This window comes from Pseudomonas sp. MPR-R2A5, assembly GCF_058793055.1.
Genome location: NZ_JBXAFK010000005.1, coordinates 129,167 through 145,045 on the forward strand (window position 1 = coordinate 129,167; position 15,879 = coordinate 145,045).

Annotated in this window: 13 protein-coding genes and 1 riboswitch; of the genes, 2 read left to right on the top strand and 11 right to left on the bottom strand. The window is 62.8% G+C overall.

Annotated elements, in window-relative coordinates:
• Window positions 1-21: 21 nt before the first annotated feature.
• The 7 genes from uca to AC1Q6I_RS05975 all read right to left on the bottom strand — a co-directional run bounded on the left by uca (window position 22) and on the right by AC1Q6I_RS05975 (window position 9,914).
• The gene (uca, locus tag AC1Q6I_RS05945) at window positions 22-3,603 is read right to left on the bottom strand and encodes an urea carboxylase (RefSeq protein ID WP_102623408.1); all 3,582 of its coding nucleotides are present in this window, start codon (window positions 3,601-3,603) and stop codon (window positions 22-24) included.
• Window positions 3,604-3,943: 340 nt separating this feature from the next.
• Window positions 3,944-4,573, bottom strand: coding sequence for an urea amidolyase associated protein UAAP2 (locus AC1Q6I_RS05950; protein WP_102623407.1), 630 nt, complete (start codon window positions 4,571-4,573; stop codon window positions 3,944-3,946).
• Window positions 4,574-4,582: 9 nt separating this feature from the next.
• Complete coding sequence (locus AC1Q6I_RS05955) at window positions 4,583-5,308, bottom strand: urea amidolyase associated protein UAAP1 (protein WP_024073972.1); 726 nt, start codon at window positions 5,306-5,308, stop codon at window positions 4,583-4,585.
• Window positions 5,305-6,069: an ABC transporter ATP-binding protein gene (locus tag AC1Q6I_RS05960; protein WP_024073973.1), complete on the bottom strand. Its 765-nt coding sequence runs from the start codon at window positions 6,067-6,069 to the stop codon at window positions 5,305-5,307. Before AC1Q6I_RS05960 ends, AC1Q6I_RS05955 begins: the two co-directional genes overlap by 4 nt.
• Window positions 6,066-6,881: an ABC transporter permease gene (locus AC1Q6I_RS05965; protein ID WP_069075471.1), complete on the bottom strand. Its 816-nt coding sequence runs from the start codon at window positions 6,879-6,881 to the stop codon at window positions 6,066-6,068. Before AC1Q6I_RS05965 ends, AC1Q6I_RS05960 begins: the two co-directional genes overlap by 4 nt.
• Before the next feature lie 12 nt (window positions 6,882-6,893).
• Entirely contained in the window at window positions 6,894-7,961 is a 1,068-nt protein-coding gene (locus tag AC1Q6I_RS05970) for a putative urea ABC transporter substrate-binding protein (RefSeq protein WP_069075470.1), read from the bottom strand.
• Between the two features lie 61 nt (window positions 7,962-8,022).
• A riboswitch (guanidine-I (ykkC/yxkD leader) is annotated at window positions 8,023-8,124 on the bottom strand.
• A 167-nt stretch (window positions 8,125-8,291) separates the two neighbouring features.
• Window positions 8,292-9,914: a methyl-accepting chemotaxis protein gene (locus tag AC1Q6I_RS05975; RefSeq protein ID WP_102623406.1), complete on the bottom strand. Its 1,623-nt coding sequence runs from the start codon at window positions 9,912-9,914 to the stop codon at window positions 8,292-8,294.
• 315 nt (window positions 9,915-10,229) lie between these two features.
• Between AC1Q6I_RS05975 and AC1Q6I_RS05980 the strand changes: the two genes are divergently transcribed.
• The gene (locus tag AC1Q6I_RS05980; RefSeq protein ID WP_024073977.1) at window positions 10,230-10,595 is read left to right on the top strand and encodes a hypothetical protein; all 366 of its coding nucleotides are present in this window, start codon (window positions 10,230-10,232) and stop codon (window positions 10,593-10,595) included.
• Between the two features lie 274 nt (window positions 10,596-10,869).
• On the opposite strand, the gene dspII is transcribed toward AC1Q6I_RS05980, so the two are convergent.
• Window positions 10,870-11,982, bottom strand: coding sequence for an enoyl-CoA hydratase/isomerase DspII (dspII, locus tag AC1Q6I_RS05985; protein WP_102624470.1), 1,113 nt, complete (start codon window positions 11,980-11,982; stop codon window positions 10,870-10,872).
• Window positions 11,983-12,118: 136 nt separating this feature from the next.
• Between dspII and ung the strand changes: the two genes are divergently transcribed.
• On the top strand, window positions 12,119-12,811 hold the full coding sequence (ung, locus tag AC1Q6I_RS05990; RefSeq protein WP_024073979.1) for a uracil-DNA glycosylase: 693 nt from the start codon (window positions 12,119-12,121) through the stop codon (window positions 12,809-12,811).
• 54 nt (window positions 12,812-12,865) lie between these two features.
• Here ung and AC1Q6I_RS05995 read toward each other — a convergent pair whose 3' ends face one another.
• Genes AC1Q6I_RS05995 through AC1Q6I_RS06005 form a run of 3 tightly spaced genes read right to left on the bottom strand, consistent with a single transcriptional unit; the run spans window position 12,866 to window position 15,870 of the window.
• Window positions 12,866-13,903 (bottom strand): AbrB family transcriptional regulator, encoded by a 1,038-nt coding sequence (locus tag AC1Q6I_RS05995; RefSeq protein WP_024073980.1) that lies wholly within the window; start codon window positions 13,901-13,903, stop codon window positions 12,866-12,868.
• Window positions 13,896-15,410 (bottom strand): tripartite tricarboxylate transporter permease, encoded by a 1,515-nt coding sequence (locus AC1Q6I_RS06000; RefSeq protein ID WP_024073981.1) that lies wholly within the window; start codon window positions 15,408-15,410, stop codon window positions 13,896-13,898. The genes AC1Q6I_RS05995 and AC1Q6I_RS06000 overlap by 8 nt, the downstream gene beginning before the upstream one ends.
• A 1-nt stretch (window position 15,411) precedes the next feature.
• Window positions 15,412-15,870 carry a tripartite tricarboxylate transporter TctB family protein gene (locus tag AC1Q6I_RS06005; RefSeq protein ID WP_024073982.1) on the bottom strand — a complete coding sequence of 153 codons (459 nt, stop codon included), beginning with the start codon at window positions 15,868-15,870 and terminating at the stop codon, window positions 15,412-15,414.
• Window positions 15,871-15,879 lie beyond the last annotated feature (9 nt).

Below are 15,879 nucleotides of genomic sequence, written 5' to 3' on the forward strand. Positions count from 1 at the left end.
CCCTGCACGATACAGCGCCGGTCAGTCCCGTTCCAGCACCACGACCCGTTGCCCGGCGCCAATGCCGCTGCCCGGTTGCACCGGGATTTCCCGTACCGCTCCGGCAAAGGGCGCCAGCACCGGGATCTCCATTTTCATCGACTCCAGAATCACCAACACATCACCGGCCGCCACCCGCGCGCCCACGCTCACCTGCACCTGCCAGAGATTGCCGGCGATAGGGCTGTCGATGCTGTGTTCATTGGTCTTGAGCGGCGTGTCTTGTGCCGCTGGCGCCGCGAGCTCCTCGCTGTCGAAATGCGCCTGGCCGCTGGCAATCCAGCGTTCGCGTTCGGCATTGAAGGCGCGCTGCTGGTGCTCACGAAACGCGCCGATGCTGGCGGCTTCCCGTGCGAGAAACGCTTGGTAATCCGCCAGGTTCAGCGTGCTTTGTTCGATACTCAGCTCGAAGCGTCCCAGGGGGAAATCCCGGCGAATCCGCACCAGCTCATCCGCGCTCACGGGATAGAACCGAATTTGATCGAAGAAGCGCAGCAGCCAGGGTTTGCCGTCAAACGCCGCCACTTCGCGATAACGGTTCCACATCTGCAACGTGCGCCCGACAAACTGATAACCGCCGGGGCCTTCCATGCCGTACACGCACAAATACGCGCCGCCGATGCCCACCGAATTTTCGGCGGTCCAGGTGCGGGCCGGGTTGTACTTGGTGGTCACCAGCCGGTGGCGCGGGTCCAGCGGCGTGGCCACCGGCGCGCCGAGGTAGACGTCGCCCAGGCCCATCACCAGGTAGCTGGCATCGAACACGGTGTGGCGCACCTCGTCGAGGTTGGCCAGGTCGTTGATGCGGCGGATGAACTCCAGGTTGCTCGGGCACCAGGGCGCGTCCTTGCGCACAGTGGTCATGTATTTGTCGATGGCCAGCTGGCACGCCGGGTCGTCCCAGGACAGCGGCAGGTGGACGATGCGCGACGGCACTTGCAGGTTTTGCCGGGTGCACACCGCGGTCCATTCGTGGCCGATCAGTGTCAGCAGGTCGGCCAGGGGCAGTTGTTCCGGCTGGTAGTGGATCTGCAACGAGCGGATGCCCGGGGTCAGGTCGATCACACCCGCCAGTGCGCGGGCTTCCAAGGCTTGCATCAGCGCATGACCGCGAAAGCGCAGCACCAGGTCCAGCTCGGGCGCGCCGATTTCCAGGAGCAGGTGGGTGTCGCCGGCGAGGCAGGCGACCAGGCGGGTGTCGGCTTGGCCGATGTCCAATACCACCGGTGATTCAATCGCACAGTGAGACTGAGTCGCCTGCGTCGCGGGCAAGCCCGGCTCCCACGTTTGATCCCATTTCAGGGCAAGGTCGCGGGCGGTCTTGAGGTCCACCGGTTCAAAACGAATCTTGTCCCCAGCCTTGAGCTGGCCGAGCTGCCAGAGGTCCGCCTCGATCACCGTTACCGGGCACACAAAACCGCCCAGGCTCGGCCCATCCGGCCCCAGGATCACCGGCATGTCTCCGGTGAAGTCTACCGCGCCGATGGCATAGGGGTTGTCATGGATGTTTGAGGGATGCAGCCCCGCTTCGCCGCCATCCGTACGTGCCCAAAGAGGCTTTGGCCCGATCAGCCGAACACCGGTGCGGCTGGAGTTGAAATGCACTTCCCACTGCGTGGCGAAGAAGGTGTCGATGTACGCTGGCAGGAAGTATTCCGGCGCGCCGTGGGGGCCATAGATCACCCGCAGCGTGCGGACCTCGGGCAGCGCTTGCGCGACCTGTTGTTGCCCGGCGTTCAGGTCTTCCAACGGCAACAGATGCAACACATCGCCCGCCCGTAAAGCGCGCCCACCATGCCCGCCGAACTGGCCGAGGGTAAAGGTGCTTTTGCTGCCCAGGTAGTCTGGCACTTGCAGCCCACCACGCAGGCACAGGTAACTGCGCGCACCGGCGCCGGCGAGGGTGCCCAGGCTCAGGACCGATCCGGCCTCAATCAACAGCGCGGTGTTCATTGGCACTGCTCGATCATTCAACAACAGCGGGATTTGCGCTCCCGTCACCGCAACAACCGCCACGCAATTGAAGCGCAATATCGGCCCGCTCATGGTGATTTCCAGCGCCGCGGCCCCCTCGGCGTTGCCCAGCAGGCGATTGCCCAGGCGCAGCGCGCGGCTGTCCATCGGCCCCGACGGCGGCACGCCCACGGCCCAGTAGCCGAGGCGGCCGGGATAGTCCTGCACACTGGTTTGCGTGCCTGCACTGATGACTTCAACCGTGTTGGCCACGTAGACCAGATCCTCCAGGCAACGGGTCCACGGCTGGCCATTGGCGAAGGGCGCGGCGAGCAGGATCTGGCGCAGGTAATCGCGGTTGGTTTCCACGCCGTAGAGCTGGCTATCGCTCAGTGCCTGATGCAGATCCAGGCGCGCCTGTTCGCGGGTGGGCGCCCAGGTGATGAGCTTGGCGATCATCGGGTCGAAGTAAGGCGGGATCTCACAACCGGCCTCCACCCAGGTGTCGATCCGCAAGCCCTCGGCCACCGGGAAATCCACACAGGTCAGCAAGCCGGGGCTCGGCTGGAAATCCCGCCCTGGGTCTTCGGCATACAGGCGCGCCTGGATCGCATGGCCTTGGGGTTGCAAGACCAGCGTCTGCAACGGCGGCATTTCACCCGCCGCCAGTTGCACCATCCAGCGCACCAGGTCCACGCCCCACACCTGTTCGGTGACGCCGTGTTCCACCTGCAAGCGCGTGTTCACTTCGAGGAAGTAGAAGCGCCCGTCAGCACTGTCATAGATAAATTCCACGGTGCCGGCGCTGCGGTAATTCACGGCTTTGGCCAGGGTGATGGCGGCTGTGCACAGGGCCTCTGCCATGCCGTCGGGCAGGTTTGGCGCCGGGGTTTCTTCGAGGACCTTCTGGTTGCGCCGTTGCACCGAGCAGTCGCGCACGCCGAGGGCGATCACTTCACCCGCGCCGTCGCCGAACACCTGCACTTCCAGGTGGCGCGCGTGCTCGATGTACTTCTCGATAAACACGCCCGCGTCGCTGAAATTGTTCTGCCCCAAGCGCTTGACCGCCTCGAACGACTCGCCCAACTCCAGCGCACTGCGGCATACGCGCATGCCGATGCCGCCACCGCCGGCCGTGCTTTTGAGCATCACCGGGTAGCCCACGGTGTCAGCGGCCAGCAAGGCGGCTTCAAGGCTGTCGAGCAACTCGGTGCCTTCCAGCAAAGGGATCTGATGTTGCCTGGCCAGGGCACGAGCGGTGTGTTTGAGACCGAACACCCGCAGCTGTTCAGGCGTGGGCCCGACAAAGGCGATGCCTGCCTGTTCACAGGCCTCGGCGAAGGCTGCGTTTTCGGAAAGAAAGCCGTAGCCGGGATGAATCGCCGTGGCGCCGCAGGCCTTCGCTGTGGCGAGGATTTTTTCCACCGCCAGGTAAGTTGCGGCTGCTGCGCCTTCACCGAGGCTGTAGGCCTCGTCGGCTTGCTGGATATGCAGGCTCGCCGCATCGGCTTCGGCGTACACGGCGATGCCTTTGACTTGCAACTCGCGCAAGGTGCGCAGGATGCGGCAGGCGATGGCGCCACGGTTGGCGATCAACAGTTTTTCGAACATGGCAAAACCCTGCGGGCCGTCCCGCAAAGTGAGGGAGCACTGCGGTCGTCCGCAGTGTGTGGTTAGTGTGGGAGGGGGCCACCGCTATCGGGGGCAAGCCCAATGCCTGTAGGAGCGAGGGGGACGCCTAGTTCTTGCTCGCGAAAAACGTCAACGGTAACGCGTGCATTCTGGATAAATGCAGTGCCTGTGAGTTCTTCGCGAGCAAGAACTAGGCGTCCCCCTCGCTCCTACAGTGCATTAGGGTTCCCTCCCACATTGGATCTCTAGCGTTTTTGCAGGCATTGCCCGGCTCGGGATTGGCACAGGGCAAACAACCATTTACGCAGGCGCTTGAGTTTCAGTTCCATACCAGCAGCTCCGCCGGGGTCGGGTTGTAGGCGTTGCACGGGTTGTTCAACTGCGGGCAGTTGGAAATCAGCACGATCACATCCATTTCCGCACGCAGGTCGACGTACTTGCCGGGCGCGGAAATCCCGTCTTCAAAGGTCAGCCCGCCGTCGGCCGTCACCGGCACATTCATGAAGAAATTGATGTTCGGCCCGATGTCGCGTTTGCCCAAGCGACCATCGTGGGCGCAGGCGCGCAGGTAGTTGTCGCGGCAACTGTGCATGTAGCGTTTTTCCAGGGCGTAGCGCACGGTGTTGCTCTCTTGGGCGCAGGCGCCGCCGAGGGTGTCGTGGCGCCCGCAGGTGTCCTCGACGATGGTCAGCATCGGTTGGCCGAGGTTGGAATACAGCACGCTGCCGGTGCCCAGGTACACGCTGTTCTGCCGACGCAAGGTGCGCTGTACGTCGTAGCGTTCACGCGGGTTTTTCACGCTGTAGAACAAGGTGTCGACCGCCTGGTTGCCCTCAAGATCGAGGATGCGCAGGGTCTGCCCGGCCTTGACCTCCATCAGCCACGGCTCGCCGGCGGGAATGGTTGCGCGGTACACCGCCGCATCAGGTTGTTTCATTGCGATAGACATGACAGTTCCTCAGGCGAACAGGCGGTCGGTGTTGATAAAGCCACGCTCGTTTTCCGGGCGCGAAGTGCGGCAGTGTTCGGCGACACTTTTGTCGGCGTTCATCCAGCTGAGTTTCAGCGGTTGCGGGGCGTATTGCGGGTTGGGGTCCATCGGGTGTTGCAGCGCGGTGAGCACCACCAGGGTGTCCATCGGCGCGTAGAGTTCGATGTAGTCGCCGGCCTTGGAATTGCCCGGCACAAAGTGCAGGCCACCGTCGCTGTCCACGGTGACTTTGCTGAACAGGTTGAGGGTCATCAGCAGGTCGGACAGGCCCAGCCCCCATTTACCCAATTCCACCAACAGGTTGTCGGTGCCGTTGCGGAAGAAGCCGTTGCGCAGTTCCTGATAACGGCCCTGGCCGTACTTCTCGGCGACTTCGGCGGCGCACAGCACGCCGCCGATGCTGTCGCTCCAGCCGCAGGTGTCGGCGGTGATCGCGGCCAGCACACGGCCCATGTCCGAGTACAGGCAGTGGCCGGTGGTGAGCTTGGCGGTGTGTTGGCATTTGAGGCTGTCGGGCAGGTTCAGGCGCTCGGTTTTTTCGTTGGCGTTGAGCAGGGTCAGGCTGACGTTGGCGCCGCCGCGAAGATCGGTAAGGCGCAGCAGTTGGCCGCGCTTGAGCACGAACGAACGGTGGCCGCCGCCAGGCAGCATTTCTTCGGCGAAGGGTGGGAACAGTAGGGTGGAATCGGTCATTTGGAAGTGGCTCCAAGTTCGGCGGCGAGCGCCTTGCGGCGTTCGCTGTTCAAAGGGATGTCGTAGGTGATGCGCGCGCCATAGGCGCCGGGGGCGTGGGGGTCGACGCGCACCTTGTCGAACACCAGCAGGCGCGTGCCGAGGCTGAAGCCTTCGCTCAGGTCATGGGTGACCATGAACACCGTCAGCCGGGTTTCGCGCCACAGTTCCAGCAGCAGCTGGTGCATGTCTTTGCGAATGCCCGGGTCGAGGGCGCCGAAGGGTTCGTCCAGCAGCAATACGCGGGGCTTCATGATCAGGGCTTGGGCGATGGCCAGGCGTTGTTGCATGCCGCCGGAGAGCTGCGCCGGGTATTTGTCCAGGGCGTGGCCGAGGCCGACCTTCTGCAACAGCGCGGCAGCCTGTTCGCGGGCGTCCTTCTTGGCTTTACCGAATAGCCGGCCCAGCAAGGGAGAACGCGGCAGCTCCAGGCCGAGGGCGACGTTATCCAGCACGGTCAAGTGCGGGAACACCGAGTAGCGCTGGAACACCACGCCACGGCTGGCATCCGGCTCGGCGGCGAGCGGTTGGCCATCCAGCAGGATCTGGCCCTTGCTCGCGGTTTCCTGGCCCAGCAGCAGGCGCAGGAACGTCGACTTGCCGCAGCCCGAAGTGCCGACCAGCGTGCAGAACTCGCCCTCGGCGACCTGCAGGTTCAAGCCTTCCAGCACCACTTGATCACCGTAGCGCTGCCACACATTGTTGACGCTGATAAAGCTCATGCGCGCGCTCCTTCGTACCAAGGGAACGCATGCCGGGTCAGGGCCTTGAGGCCCCAATCCATCAGCCAGGCGAGCAGGGTGATCCACACCACGTAAGGCAGGATCACGTCCATCGCCAGGTAGCGGCGTACCAGGAAGATCCGGTAGCCCAAGCCGTCCGTGGAGGCGATGGCTTCAGCGGCGATCAAAAACAGCCACGCCGAGCCGAGCATCAGTCGCAGTGAGATCAGCAGGCGTGGCAGCAATTGCGGCAACACCACGCGCAGCATCAGGGTCCAGGTGGAGGCGCCGAGGGTTTGTGCCTTGACCAGCAGTTCCACCGGTATTTCCCGCGCGCGCTGTTCCAGGTCACGGGCCAGGCAGGGGGTGACGCCGATGACGATCAGCATCACTTTGGACAATTCCCCCAGCCCGAACACGATGAACAGAATCGGCAGGATCGCCAGCGGCGGCACCATCGACAGCACGGTCAGCAACGGTGACAACGGCGCGCCAAACAGCGGCAACGTGCCGGCGGCAATCCCCAGGCACAGGCCGGCGAGGGCGCTGATGCCCAGGCCGATCGCCAGGCGGCGCAGGCTCGATGCGCTGTCCTGCCACAGCACGTACTCACCGGTACGGGCGTCGGCGTTGAACGCCAGGCGCTTGACTGCGTCAATCATTTGCCCGGCACCGGGCAGCAGCTTGTCGTTGGGGTTTTCCGCCAGGCGCTCGGCCGAGCCCACGAAGTAGGCGAACAGCAGCAGGGCGAACGGCAGCACGACCAACAGCAGGCGGCTGGAGCGCTCCGGAACACGGTTGATCAGGCGCATGGCCAGGTCCTCTTACAGCTTGCCGTCGGCGGCCATCTGCACGTAGCTGGGGTCGAATTGCAGCTTGAGGTTGGCTTTGTCACCGCTGGTCACGCCGTTGGCGAAGCGCATGCCCACGGCGCTGGCGTCCTTGGCGCCTTCACCCAGCAAGCCGTGTTTGAACGAGAACTCGGCGACTTTGCCCATGGTGGCGGGCAACTGTGGGCTGGTAGCGAAGGCCAGGGCTTCCTTGGGCGTGGCGAACAACTTGGTGGTGTCCAGTTGCGACTGGAAGCCCGCAAGGTCGGTGCCGGAAGCCTTGGCCATATGTTCCAGGGCTTCGGTGCTGGCGGCGCCCTTGGCATTCATCAGGGCGACCACTTCAAACCAGGCGCCGGTCAGTGCTTTGCCCAGCTTGGGGTTGTCCTTGAGGACCTGGGTGTTGACCACCATCATGTCCATGATTTCGCCGGGCACTTTGCTGGAGTCGAACACTTGGCTCACGCCAGGCTTGGCCTTGATCTGCGAGAGCATCGGGTTCCAGGTGGTGACGGCCTGGACCTGGTCGGTGTTGAAGGCGGCGGCAATATCGGCGTCGGAAGTGTTGACCACTTTCAGGTCTTTTTCGCTGAGGTCCGCCGACTCCAGTGCGCGGGCCAGCAGGTAGTGAGATACCGAAAGTTCCACCAGGTTGACGTTCATGCCCTTGAGGTCGGCCACGGTCTTGCCGGTGCCCTTGATCACCACGCCGTCGTTACCATTGGAAAAGTCGCTGATCACCAGCGCGGTGCTGTCTACGCCACCGGCGGCGGGGATGGTCAGGGCGTCCATGTTGGTCATGGTGCAGCCGTCGAACTGGCCGGCGGTGTACTGGTTGATCGATTCGACATAGTCATTGAGTTGCACCATGTCGATGGTGATGCCGTACTTCTTGGCCCACTTGTCGAGGATGCCTTGGCTGCCGGCATACTCCCATGGCATCCAGCCGGCATAGATCGTCCAGCACACGCTGAAGTGGTCTTTGGCAGCGGCTTGGGTCTGGAAGCTCAGCACGGCGGCGAAGGCGGCGGCGAGCAGGGCGGGTAAACGGATCGAGGGCATTGGGGCTTCTCCAGTGGATCAAGGGCGAGCAGGAGCAACGCGGCACCGTGAACGGTGGCTTGTCTCCCGGGCTTTTATCCCGCCGTGTAACCTCAACTGGAGGTCGCCAACTCTCGGACCAGCCACTCGCTTTTCGCGAGCCGGAACCCTAGTCGGCCATTGCAAATTGTGGTGCCGCGAACCTGTATCAATCCTGCACGCAAGAGATAAAGCGAGAGTCGTGCCAAGTGGCTTCGATGCCCGGCTGTTCAGCCGGGCGGGCGGGAGAGGAGGGCGTAGAAGCGGGGGGTGTGCGCCACGCGGGTGCGCCGGCGCACTGCTATGAGGCGCTTACAGCTGGAATTTGCTGACCAGCCTATTGAACGAGGTGGCCAGCCGCGACAGGTCCTGGCTGGAGGCGTTGGTCTGGTTGGCACCGGCGGCGGTCTGGGTCGACAGGTCCTGAATGTTGAGCAGGTTGCGATCCACTTCACGGGCCACCTGGGCCTGTTCCTCGGACGCTGAGGCGATCACCAGGTTGCGCTCGTTGATACTGGCCACGCTGGCAGTGATGCGCTCCAGCGCCTGGCCGGCATTTTGCGCCAGGGTCTGGGTGTTGTTGGCCCAGCTCAGGCTCTTGTTCATGGCGGCCACGGCGCCATCGGCGCCTGCCTGGACTTCACCGATCATTTTCTCGATGTCCACCGTGGAGGTCTGGGTGCGATGGGCCAGCGCCCGCACTTCATCGGCCACCACCGCAAAACCGCGACCTTGCTCACCGGCACGGGCGGCTTCGATGGCGGCATTGAGGGCCAGCAGGTTGGTCTGGTCGGCAATACTGCGGATCACATCAATCACCTTGCCGATTTCGCGCACCTGGCCGGCGAGGTCGGCGACCGATTGGGTCGAATCGTTGATCTCCACCACCATCGCGCTCATGCCGGACACGGCCTGCTCGACTTGCTGGCGGCCGTCCTCGGCTTCGGTGGTGGCCTGGCGCGACGCTTCCGAGGTCGATACGGCGTTGCTCGCCACTTCGTCGACCGCTGCGGTCATCTGGTTGACAGCGGTGGCAGCTTGTTGGATTTCGTCATTCTGGCGGGTCAGGCCACGGGTGCTTTCATCGGTGACCGCGCTCAGCTCTTCGGCTGCCGAAGCGAGCTGGTCGGAGGCGTTGGCGATTTCCGTCAGCGTACTTTTCAGGCCGCCTTGCATATCGGATAAAGCCATCAGCAATTGCCCCGCTTCGTCGGTGCGGTCGGTCGTGATGGCTTGGGTCAGGTCACCCTTGGCGATGCGCTGTGCGTTCTCAACCGCTTGTGCGATAGGACGGGTGATCAGGCGCGTGATCAGCACACCGGTGATGATCGCAATGATGAAGGCCAGGACAATGCCGCTGATCATCCAGGTCAACGCGCTGTCGCGCAGCTCGTCGGCGGCGGCAGCGCCTTCCTTGATCTGGCGGTTATTGGAATCGACCATCACGCGGATCAAATCGCGCGCCTGGCGGAACAATTCATTGTTGGTGCTGTTGAGCTGTGCGCGGGCCTGCTCGATCTGGCCACTGTCGAGCATCGACATAATGTGTTCGGAGCTGCTGGTGTAGGTTGGCCAGATCTGGTCGAGCTTGTCGCCGGCCGCCCGTTCGTCGTCTTCCAGGGGCGTGGCGCGGTAGGTGGCGTAGGCGCTCTGGCTGCGTTTGAGTTCGTTGGTGATGTCCTGGCGCACACGGTCGCGGTCTTGTTGGGAGACGTCGCCTTGGCTCGCATCCATCAAACGGTACAAACCGCGGTTGTGGGCCACCAGGCCATTGAGGGTAGCGGAGGTGCTGCTGACGGACACCAGGTTATTGGAGAACGTCAGTTCCAATGCATTGGCGAGGCGGACCACGCTTTTGATACCCAGCAGCCCGACCCCGAGGGTGACCAGTGCACAGAGTAGAAATGACAGCAGCAGTTTGGTTGAAATTTTCATGGCTCGGATCCGGCGAAAGTGGCGAAGGATGCACGTTAGAGCCTCCCTGGCCTGTGCAATGTCATAGTGACATCATCGCAATCGGGAAAGTTTCGGGCCAGAAAAAATTACTGAATCGATAAATCTGGTGGGTGGGTAAGCGCTATGCCGCAGCGTGTCTGAAGGGGTGTGGCCGCATTTGGCATTGATGTATCAACTTGTAACCAAAACGCACCAGATTCGGTTTTTGATGTCAGATGTTTCGTCATTCAGTGAAAGCTGAATGCCGCCCCCCAGCGTCGCTGGAGGTGCTCTTTCGCGGTCCAGGAGGCCGCCATGTATCGACGACTGCTGATCAGCGCTTTACTCGGTCTGACCCTTTCCGCTTGTGTGCCTTACTACGATGGAGGCCAAAGCTACTACCGTTCCGAGGTCTACACCTCGCCGGCGCCGGTTTATTACTACGGCGGTGGCCCTGTGTACCGGCGCGACTATTATCCGTCGCCTCGCTACTACGCGCCGGCACCGCGTTATTACTCAGCGCCACGTTATTACCAGCCAGCGCCTCGCTATTACCCGTCAGGACCAAGGGCGGGTTACCGGCCTTACCCGAACCAGGGCTGGGGTGATCGTTGGAACAATGGCGGGCATGGACGCGGTGGCGATCATGACCGTGGAGGTGGCCGCGGCGGTCACCGTTGACAGGCCCATATCATAACTGTGGCGAGCGGGCTTGCCCCGCGTTGGGCTGCGAAGCGGCCCCAATAAGGCCACCGCGTTTATCCAGGCCTATTAAATCGCCAGGTTTTGGGGCTGCTGCGCAGCCCAACGCGGGGCAAGCCCGCTCGCCACAACAAGCCCGCTCGCCACAACAAGCCCATTCACCACAACAAGCCTGCTCGCCACAGGCTTATTGTTTGCTCGTTCTATCTTGGCATTCGCGCATGAGGCGCCGTTTTTTTATGGGCGCAAAGCGTCAGTAATCGGATAAGTCCGCCAGTGGATGCCGGCCTTCCCACGCCTTGGTGAAATGCGCCTGCACCACGGCGTCCGGGATGGTATTGATATCCGGCCAATGCCAATGGGGTGTCTGGTCCTTGTCGATCAATCGCGCACGTACCCCTTCGCTGAATTCCGGGTGGCGGCAGCAGTTCAGGCTCAAGGTGTATTCCATCTGGAACACCTCGGCCAAGGACAGATGACGGGCACGCTGGATCTGTTCCCACACCAGGTGTGCAGTCAGCGGGCAGCCTTCGCTCAATGTCTTGCCGGCGCGGTTGAACAGCGGGTCGGCGTGGTCGCGCAGCGGGCTCAAGGCGCGCCAGGCACTGCGTACATCGCCGACGTCCAGCCACGCGTCGATCTGCGCCCGACGCGGCAGCCATTGGGCTTCTGGTTGCTGGCCGACAGCTTCCTGGGCCAGGGCCTTGAGCAGGCTGTTGAGTTGCATCGCGGTCTGTTCCTGCCAATTCAGTTGCAGCAGGCCTTCGATCAATTCGTCCTGTTGGTCATCGCGCAGAAAGCGGTCGGCCAGGCCCAGGTCCAGCGCGTCACGGCCATTGATGTGCGCGCCGGTAAGGCCAAGGAACAACCCCAGCTTGCCCGGCAGGCGCGACAGGAACCAACTGGCGCCCACATCCGGGTACAGGCCGATGCTGATCTCGGGCATGGCCAGGCGGCTGCTCGGCGTGACAATCCGTATGGCCGCGCTTTGCAGCAGGCCCATGCCACCGCCCAGCACGTAACCGTGGCCCCAGCAGATCAGCGGTTTAGGGTAAGTGTGCAAGCGGTAGTCGAGGCGATATTCCGCGGCAAAAAACTGTGCGGCCAGGGCGGGCACTTCCCCCGGCTGCTCGCGGCAGGCCTGGGCCAGGCTGCGCACTTCGCCGCCGGCGCAAAACGCCTTGGGCCCGTTGCCACGCAGCAGCACGCAGACGAGGTTCGGGTCTTTGGCCCAAGCCTCGAGGCGATCAGTCAGGGCCAGGATCATCGGCAGGGAGAGCGCGTTGAGGGACTTTTCAGCGTCAAGGCTGGCGATGCCGACGCGGGCGCCGTTGCTGCCGGTCAGTTCTTCGAAGTGCAGGTTCATCGTGACCTCAATCGAGAAGGTGAAGGATCAGTATGATCGCTTCGTGGGAAAGTGCCGGTGGTGTGTCAGATCAATTGACAAGCAGGGCCGGCTTTCCTAGGGTTCGCCTCATTCTTTTTTACAAGACAATTCGAACATGACTGAAGGCGACCGTATCAAACTCGAACCCAGCTGGAAACACGCCCTGCGTGATGAGTTCGATAAGCCCTACATGGGCCAGTTGCGCGAGTTCCTGCGCCAGGAACATGCCGCCGGCAAAGAGATCTACCCGCCCGGCCCGCTGATCTTCAACGCGCTCAACTCCACACCGCTGGACAAGGTCAAAGTGGTGATCCTCGGCCAGGACCCGTACCACGGCCCCGGCCAGGCCCACGGCCTGTGCTTCTCGGTGCAACCGGGGGTGCCGGCGCCGCCGTCGCTGGTCAATATCTATAAAGAGCTCAAGCGCGACCTGAACATCGACATCCCCAACCACGGCTACCTGCAAAGTTGGGCCGACCAGGGCGTGCTGATGCTCAACACCACCATGACCGTGGAGCGGGCCAACGCCAACGCCCATGCGGGCAAGGGCTGGCAGTTCTTTACAGATCGGATTATCGAGGTGGTCAGCGAGCACCAGCCGCACCTGGTGTTCCTGCTATGGGGCGCCCATGCACAAAGCAAGCAGAAGCTGATCGATGCGACCAAACACCTGGTGCTGACCTCGGTGCACCCGTCGCCGTTGTCGGCGTATCGCGGGTTTCTGGGTTGCGGGCATTTCAGCAGGACCAACAAGTTCCTGGAGCAGAATGGCGAGGCCCCGATTGAGTGGCGTCTACCGCCGCTCTAGGGCCAAGCACATCCAGAATGTTGGAGGGGGCAAGCCCCCCCCACATTTGAAGGTTTAGGTCTTTTGCGGCTGACGGTTCCAATGCCTGAACAACGGCTCCGCCAAAAACAGCACAAACAACAACCGCATCACCTGCATGGCCGTCACCAACGGCACCGACAGTTGCAGGGTCTCGGCCGTAAGGCTCATCTCGGCAATCCCGCCGGGCATCATGCCCAGGGTCAGCGAGCGCAGGTCCAGCTGGGTGAGGGCGCTCAAACCCAGCGCCGCCAATGTCGCCAGCGCCATGGTCAGGGCCGTGCCGATCAAGGTGCGGCCCATGAATGAGGGGGCGCTGCGAAAGAACTGCCGGTTGAAGTGGCAGCCCAACCCGCTGCCAATCAGCCATTGGCCGATCTGGCTGCCGCCGTCGGGCAAGCCGATATGCAGGTCCCACACCACACTGGCCGTCGCACTCACCAGCAACGGGCCGAACAGCCATGGGTTGGGCTGGTGTAGACGTTGCCAGCCCCACGCCACCAGTGCGCCGATGGGGAACAACAACGCCAGCCATGCCCAGCTCACGGGCGCCGGATGAAACTGCGGTGCGCCGCCGTCGAGCAGATACTTGAAGATCGCCGGCACACACAGCACCACCACCAGCACGCGCAAACTCTGCCCCGCCGCGACCCGGCTGAGCACCGCGCCATTGCGCGCGCCGAGGTTGACCATTTCACCGGAACCGCCCGGCATGCTGGAGAAAAACGCGGTGGCGCGGTCTTCACCGCTGCGGCGCATCAACCACACGCTGACCACGCTCGACAGGCTGGTGACCAACGCGCCGAAGAAGATCAGGCCGAAGTGGCTCATCACCTGTTCGATCACCAGTGGGGTGAAGTGCAGGCCGATGCCGATACCCACCACCCATTGGCCGCATTTGCGCCCGCCGGGAATCTCCGCCAACTGCCACGGCGTCAGGCAACGCACCAGGATAATCGCCAGCAGCGAGCCGACCATATACGGCAAAGGCCAGCCCACCAGGCTGGCCAGGTAACCGCCGGCCAAGCCGACCAGCGGTGTTCCCCACCATTGCTTGAAGGTGACCTCAGACATCGGCCACGGTACGACGCTGTTGCGCCCGTTTGCGCCAGATACGCAGCAGCGGCATGAACAGCATGATGGCGGTCAGTATCCACACGCCAAAGGTGATCGGGCTCGACCAGAGGATCTCCAGCGCGCCGTTGGAGATCGACAGCGCACGGCGCAGGTTCTGCTCCATCAGGCCGCCAAGGATAAAACCGAGCAGTACCGGCGACAGCGGGAAGTCCAGCTTGCGCAGGATGTAGCCGAAGATGCCGATACCGACCATCAGGAACAGGTCGAAGGTGGTGGCGTGCACTGCGTACACCCCGATCGCGGTGATGATGGCAATCACTGGCACCAGCGCCCAGTTCGGCACGGCGAGGATGCGTGTGAAGATGCGGATCATCGGGATGTTGAGGATCACCAGCATGATGTTGGCGATGAACAGCGAAGCGATCAGGCCCCAGACGATGTCTGGTTGCTGTTGGAACAACAGTGGGCCTGGGGTGATGTTGTACAGCGACAGCGCGCCGATCATCACCGCCGTGGTGCCCGAGCCGGGAACGCCGAGGGTCAGCATCGGCACCAGGGCACCGCAGGCAGACGCACCGATGGCGGTTTCCGGCGCTGCCAGGCCGCGCATGTCACCCTGGCCGAACTTGCCACTGGCACCGGCCAGGCGTTTTTCGGTCATGTAGGCCACGGCCGAGGCCAAGGTGGCACCGGCGCCCGGCAGCACACCCATGATGAAGCCCAGCAGGCCGCAACGAATGTTCACTACGAACACCGAACCCGCTTCCTTCAGGTTGAACATCATCCGTCCGGTGGCTTTGACTGCTTCCTGGCCACGGTGGGTTTTTTCCAGCAGCAACAGGATCTCGCTGATGGAGAACAAGCCGAGTACCAACACCACGAACTGGATGCCGTCGGTGAGGTGGATGTTATCCCCGGTAAATCGGTACACGCCGCTGTTGGCGTCGATGCCCACCGCTGACAGGAACAGGCCGATCAGTGCCGCCACAAACGTCTTCAGCGGCTTGTCGCCGGCCATGCCACCGAGGCAGACAATCGCGAACACCATCAGCACGAAATATTCCGCCGGGCCGAAGGCAATCGCCCACTTGGCCAGCAGCGGCGCAAACAGCACCATGCCGCAGGTGGCGATGAACGCGCCGATGAACGAACTCCACGCCGACAACGACAGGGCGACGCCGGCCAGGCCTTTGCGGGCCATCGGGTAGCCGTCGAGGGTGGTCATCACGGTGGAGGCTTCGCCTGGGATGTTGAGCAGGATCGAGCTGATACGGCCGCCGTATTCACAGCCCAGGTACACGGCTGCCAGCAGGATCAACGCCGATTCCGGCGGCAGGCCCAGGGCAAATGCGATGGGGATCAACAGCGCCACGCCGTTGATTGGGCCCAGGCCCGGCAGCAGGCCGACCACGGTGCCGATCAAGGTGCCACACAACGCGGTCACCAGGTTGTAGGGGGACAGCGCAACGCCGAAGCCCTGGCCCAAATAGCCAAAAGTATCCATATCAGTTCTCCAGAACGTCGAGCAGGCCGAGGGGCAGCGGAACATCCATGGCTTTATCGAACAGCAGATAAAGACCGATGGCCATCAGGCTGACGATCACCATGCTGGGCACCCAGCGGCCGCCATACAGGCGCGCCATCGGAATGCCGATCAGCATGCTGCTGAGGATGAAACCCAGCGATTCGAAGGTGGTGGCAAACACGATCAACAGTGTCACGCACACGCCGATCTTGATCAGGGTTGCGCGGTCCAGTGCCGGTTCTTCCTCGGTGTGCTTGGTTGGCTGCGGGCGGAACAGCATGTAGATCAGCGCCAGGCTCATCAGCCCGAGCATCAGCAGCGGGTAGGCCCGAGGTCCCACGGGCTCGTAGGAAAAAGACGCCTGATACGGCCAGGCCATCAAGGCCAGCGCGGCGCATGCCACGAGCAGCATGGCGGCGAAAATGCGTTGTAAGAGCATTGGAAACTC

What these genes read in the sequence shown, in the direction of transcription:
- uca (WP_102623408.1), bottom strand. Translation starts at nt 3,603, where the DNA reads ATGTTCGAAAAACTGTTGATCGCCAACCGTGGCGCCATCGCCTGCCGC.
- AC1Q6I_RS05950 (WP_102623407.1), bottom strand. Translation starts at nt 4,573, where the DNA reads ATGTCTATCGCAATGAAACAACCTGATGCGGCGGTGTACCGCGCAACC.
- AC1Q6I_RS05955 (WP_024073972.1), bottom strand. Translation starts at nt 5,308, where the DNA reads ATGACCGATTCCACCCTACTGTTCCCACCCTTCGCCGAAGAAATGCTG.
- AC1Q6I_RS05960 (WP_024073973.1), bottom strand. Translation starts at nt 6,069, where the DNA reads ATGAGCTTTATCAGCGTCAACAATGTGTGGCAGCGCTACGGTGATCAA.
- AC1Q6I_RS05965 (WP_069075471.1), bottom strand. Translation starts at nt 6,881, where the DNA reads ATGCGCCTGATCAACCGTGTTCCGGAGCGCTCCAGCCGCCTGCTGTTG.
- AC1Q6I_RS05970 (WP_069075470.1), bottom strand. Translation starts at nt 7,961, where the DNA reads ATGCCCTCGATCCGTTTACCCGCCCTGCTCGCCGCCGCCTTCGCCGCC.
- AC1Q6I_RS05975 (WP_102623406.1), bottom strand. Translation starts at nt 9,914, where the DNA reads ATGAAAATTTCAACCAAACTGCTGCTGTCATTTCTACTCTGTGCACTG.
- AC1Q6I_RS05980 (WP_024073977.1), top strand. Translation starts at nt 10,230, where the DNA reads ATGTATCGACGACTGCTGATCAGCGCTTTACTCGGTCTGACCCTTTCC.
- dspII (WP_102624470.1), bottom strand. Translation starts at nt 11,982, where the DNA reads ATGAACCTGCACTTCGAAGAACTGACCGGCAGCAACGGCGCCCGCGTC.
- ung (WP_024073979.1), top strand. Translation starts at nt 12,119, where the DNA reads ATGACTGAAGGCGACCGTATCAAACTCGAACCCAGCTGGAAACACGCC.
- AC1Q6I_RS05995 (WP_024073980.1), bottom strand. Translation starts at nt 13,903, where the DNA reads ATGTCTGAGGTCACCTTCAAGCAATGGTGGGGAACACCGCTGGTCGGC.
- AC1Q6I_RS06000 (WP_024073981.1), bottom strand. Translation starts at nt 15,410, where the DNA reads ATGGATACTTTTGGCTATTTGGGCCAGGGCTTCGGCGTTGCGCTGTCC.
- AC1Q6I_RS06005 (WP_024073982.1), bottom strand. Translation starts at nt 15,870, where the DNA reads ATGCTCTTACAACGCATTTTCGCCGCCATGCTGCTCGTGGCATGCGCC.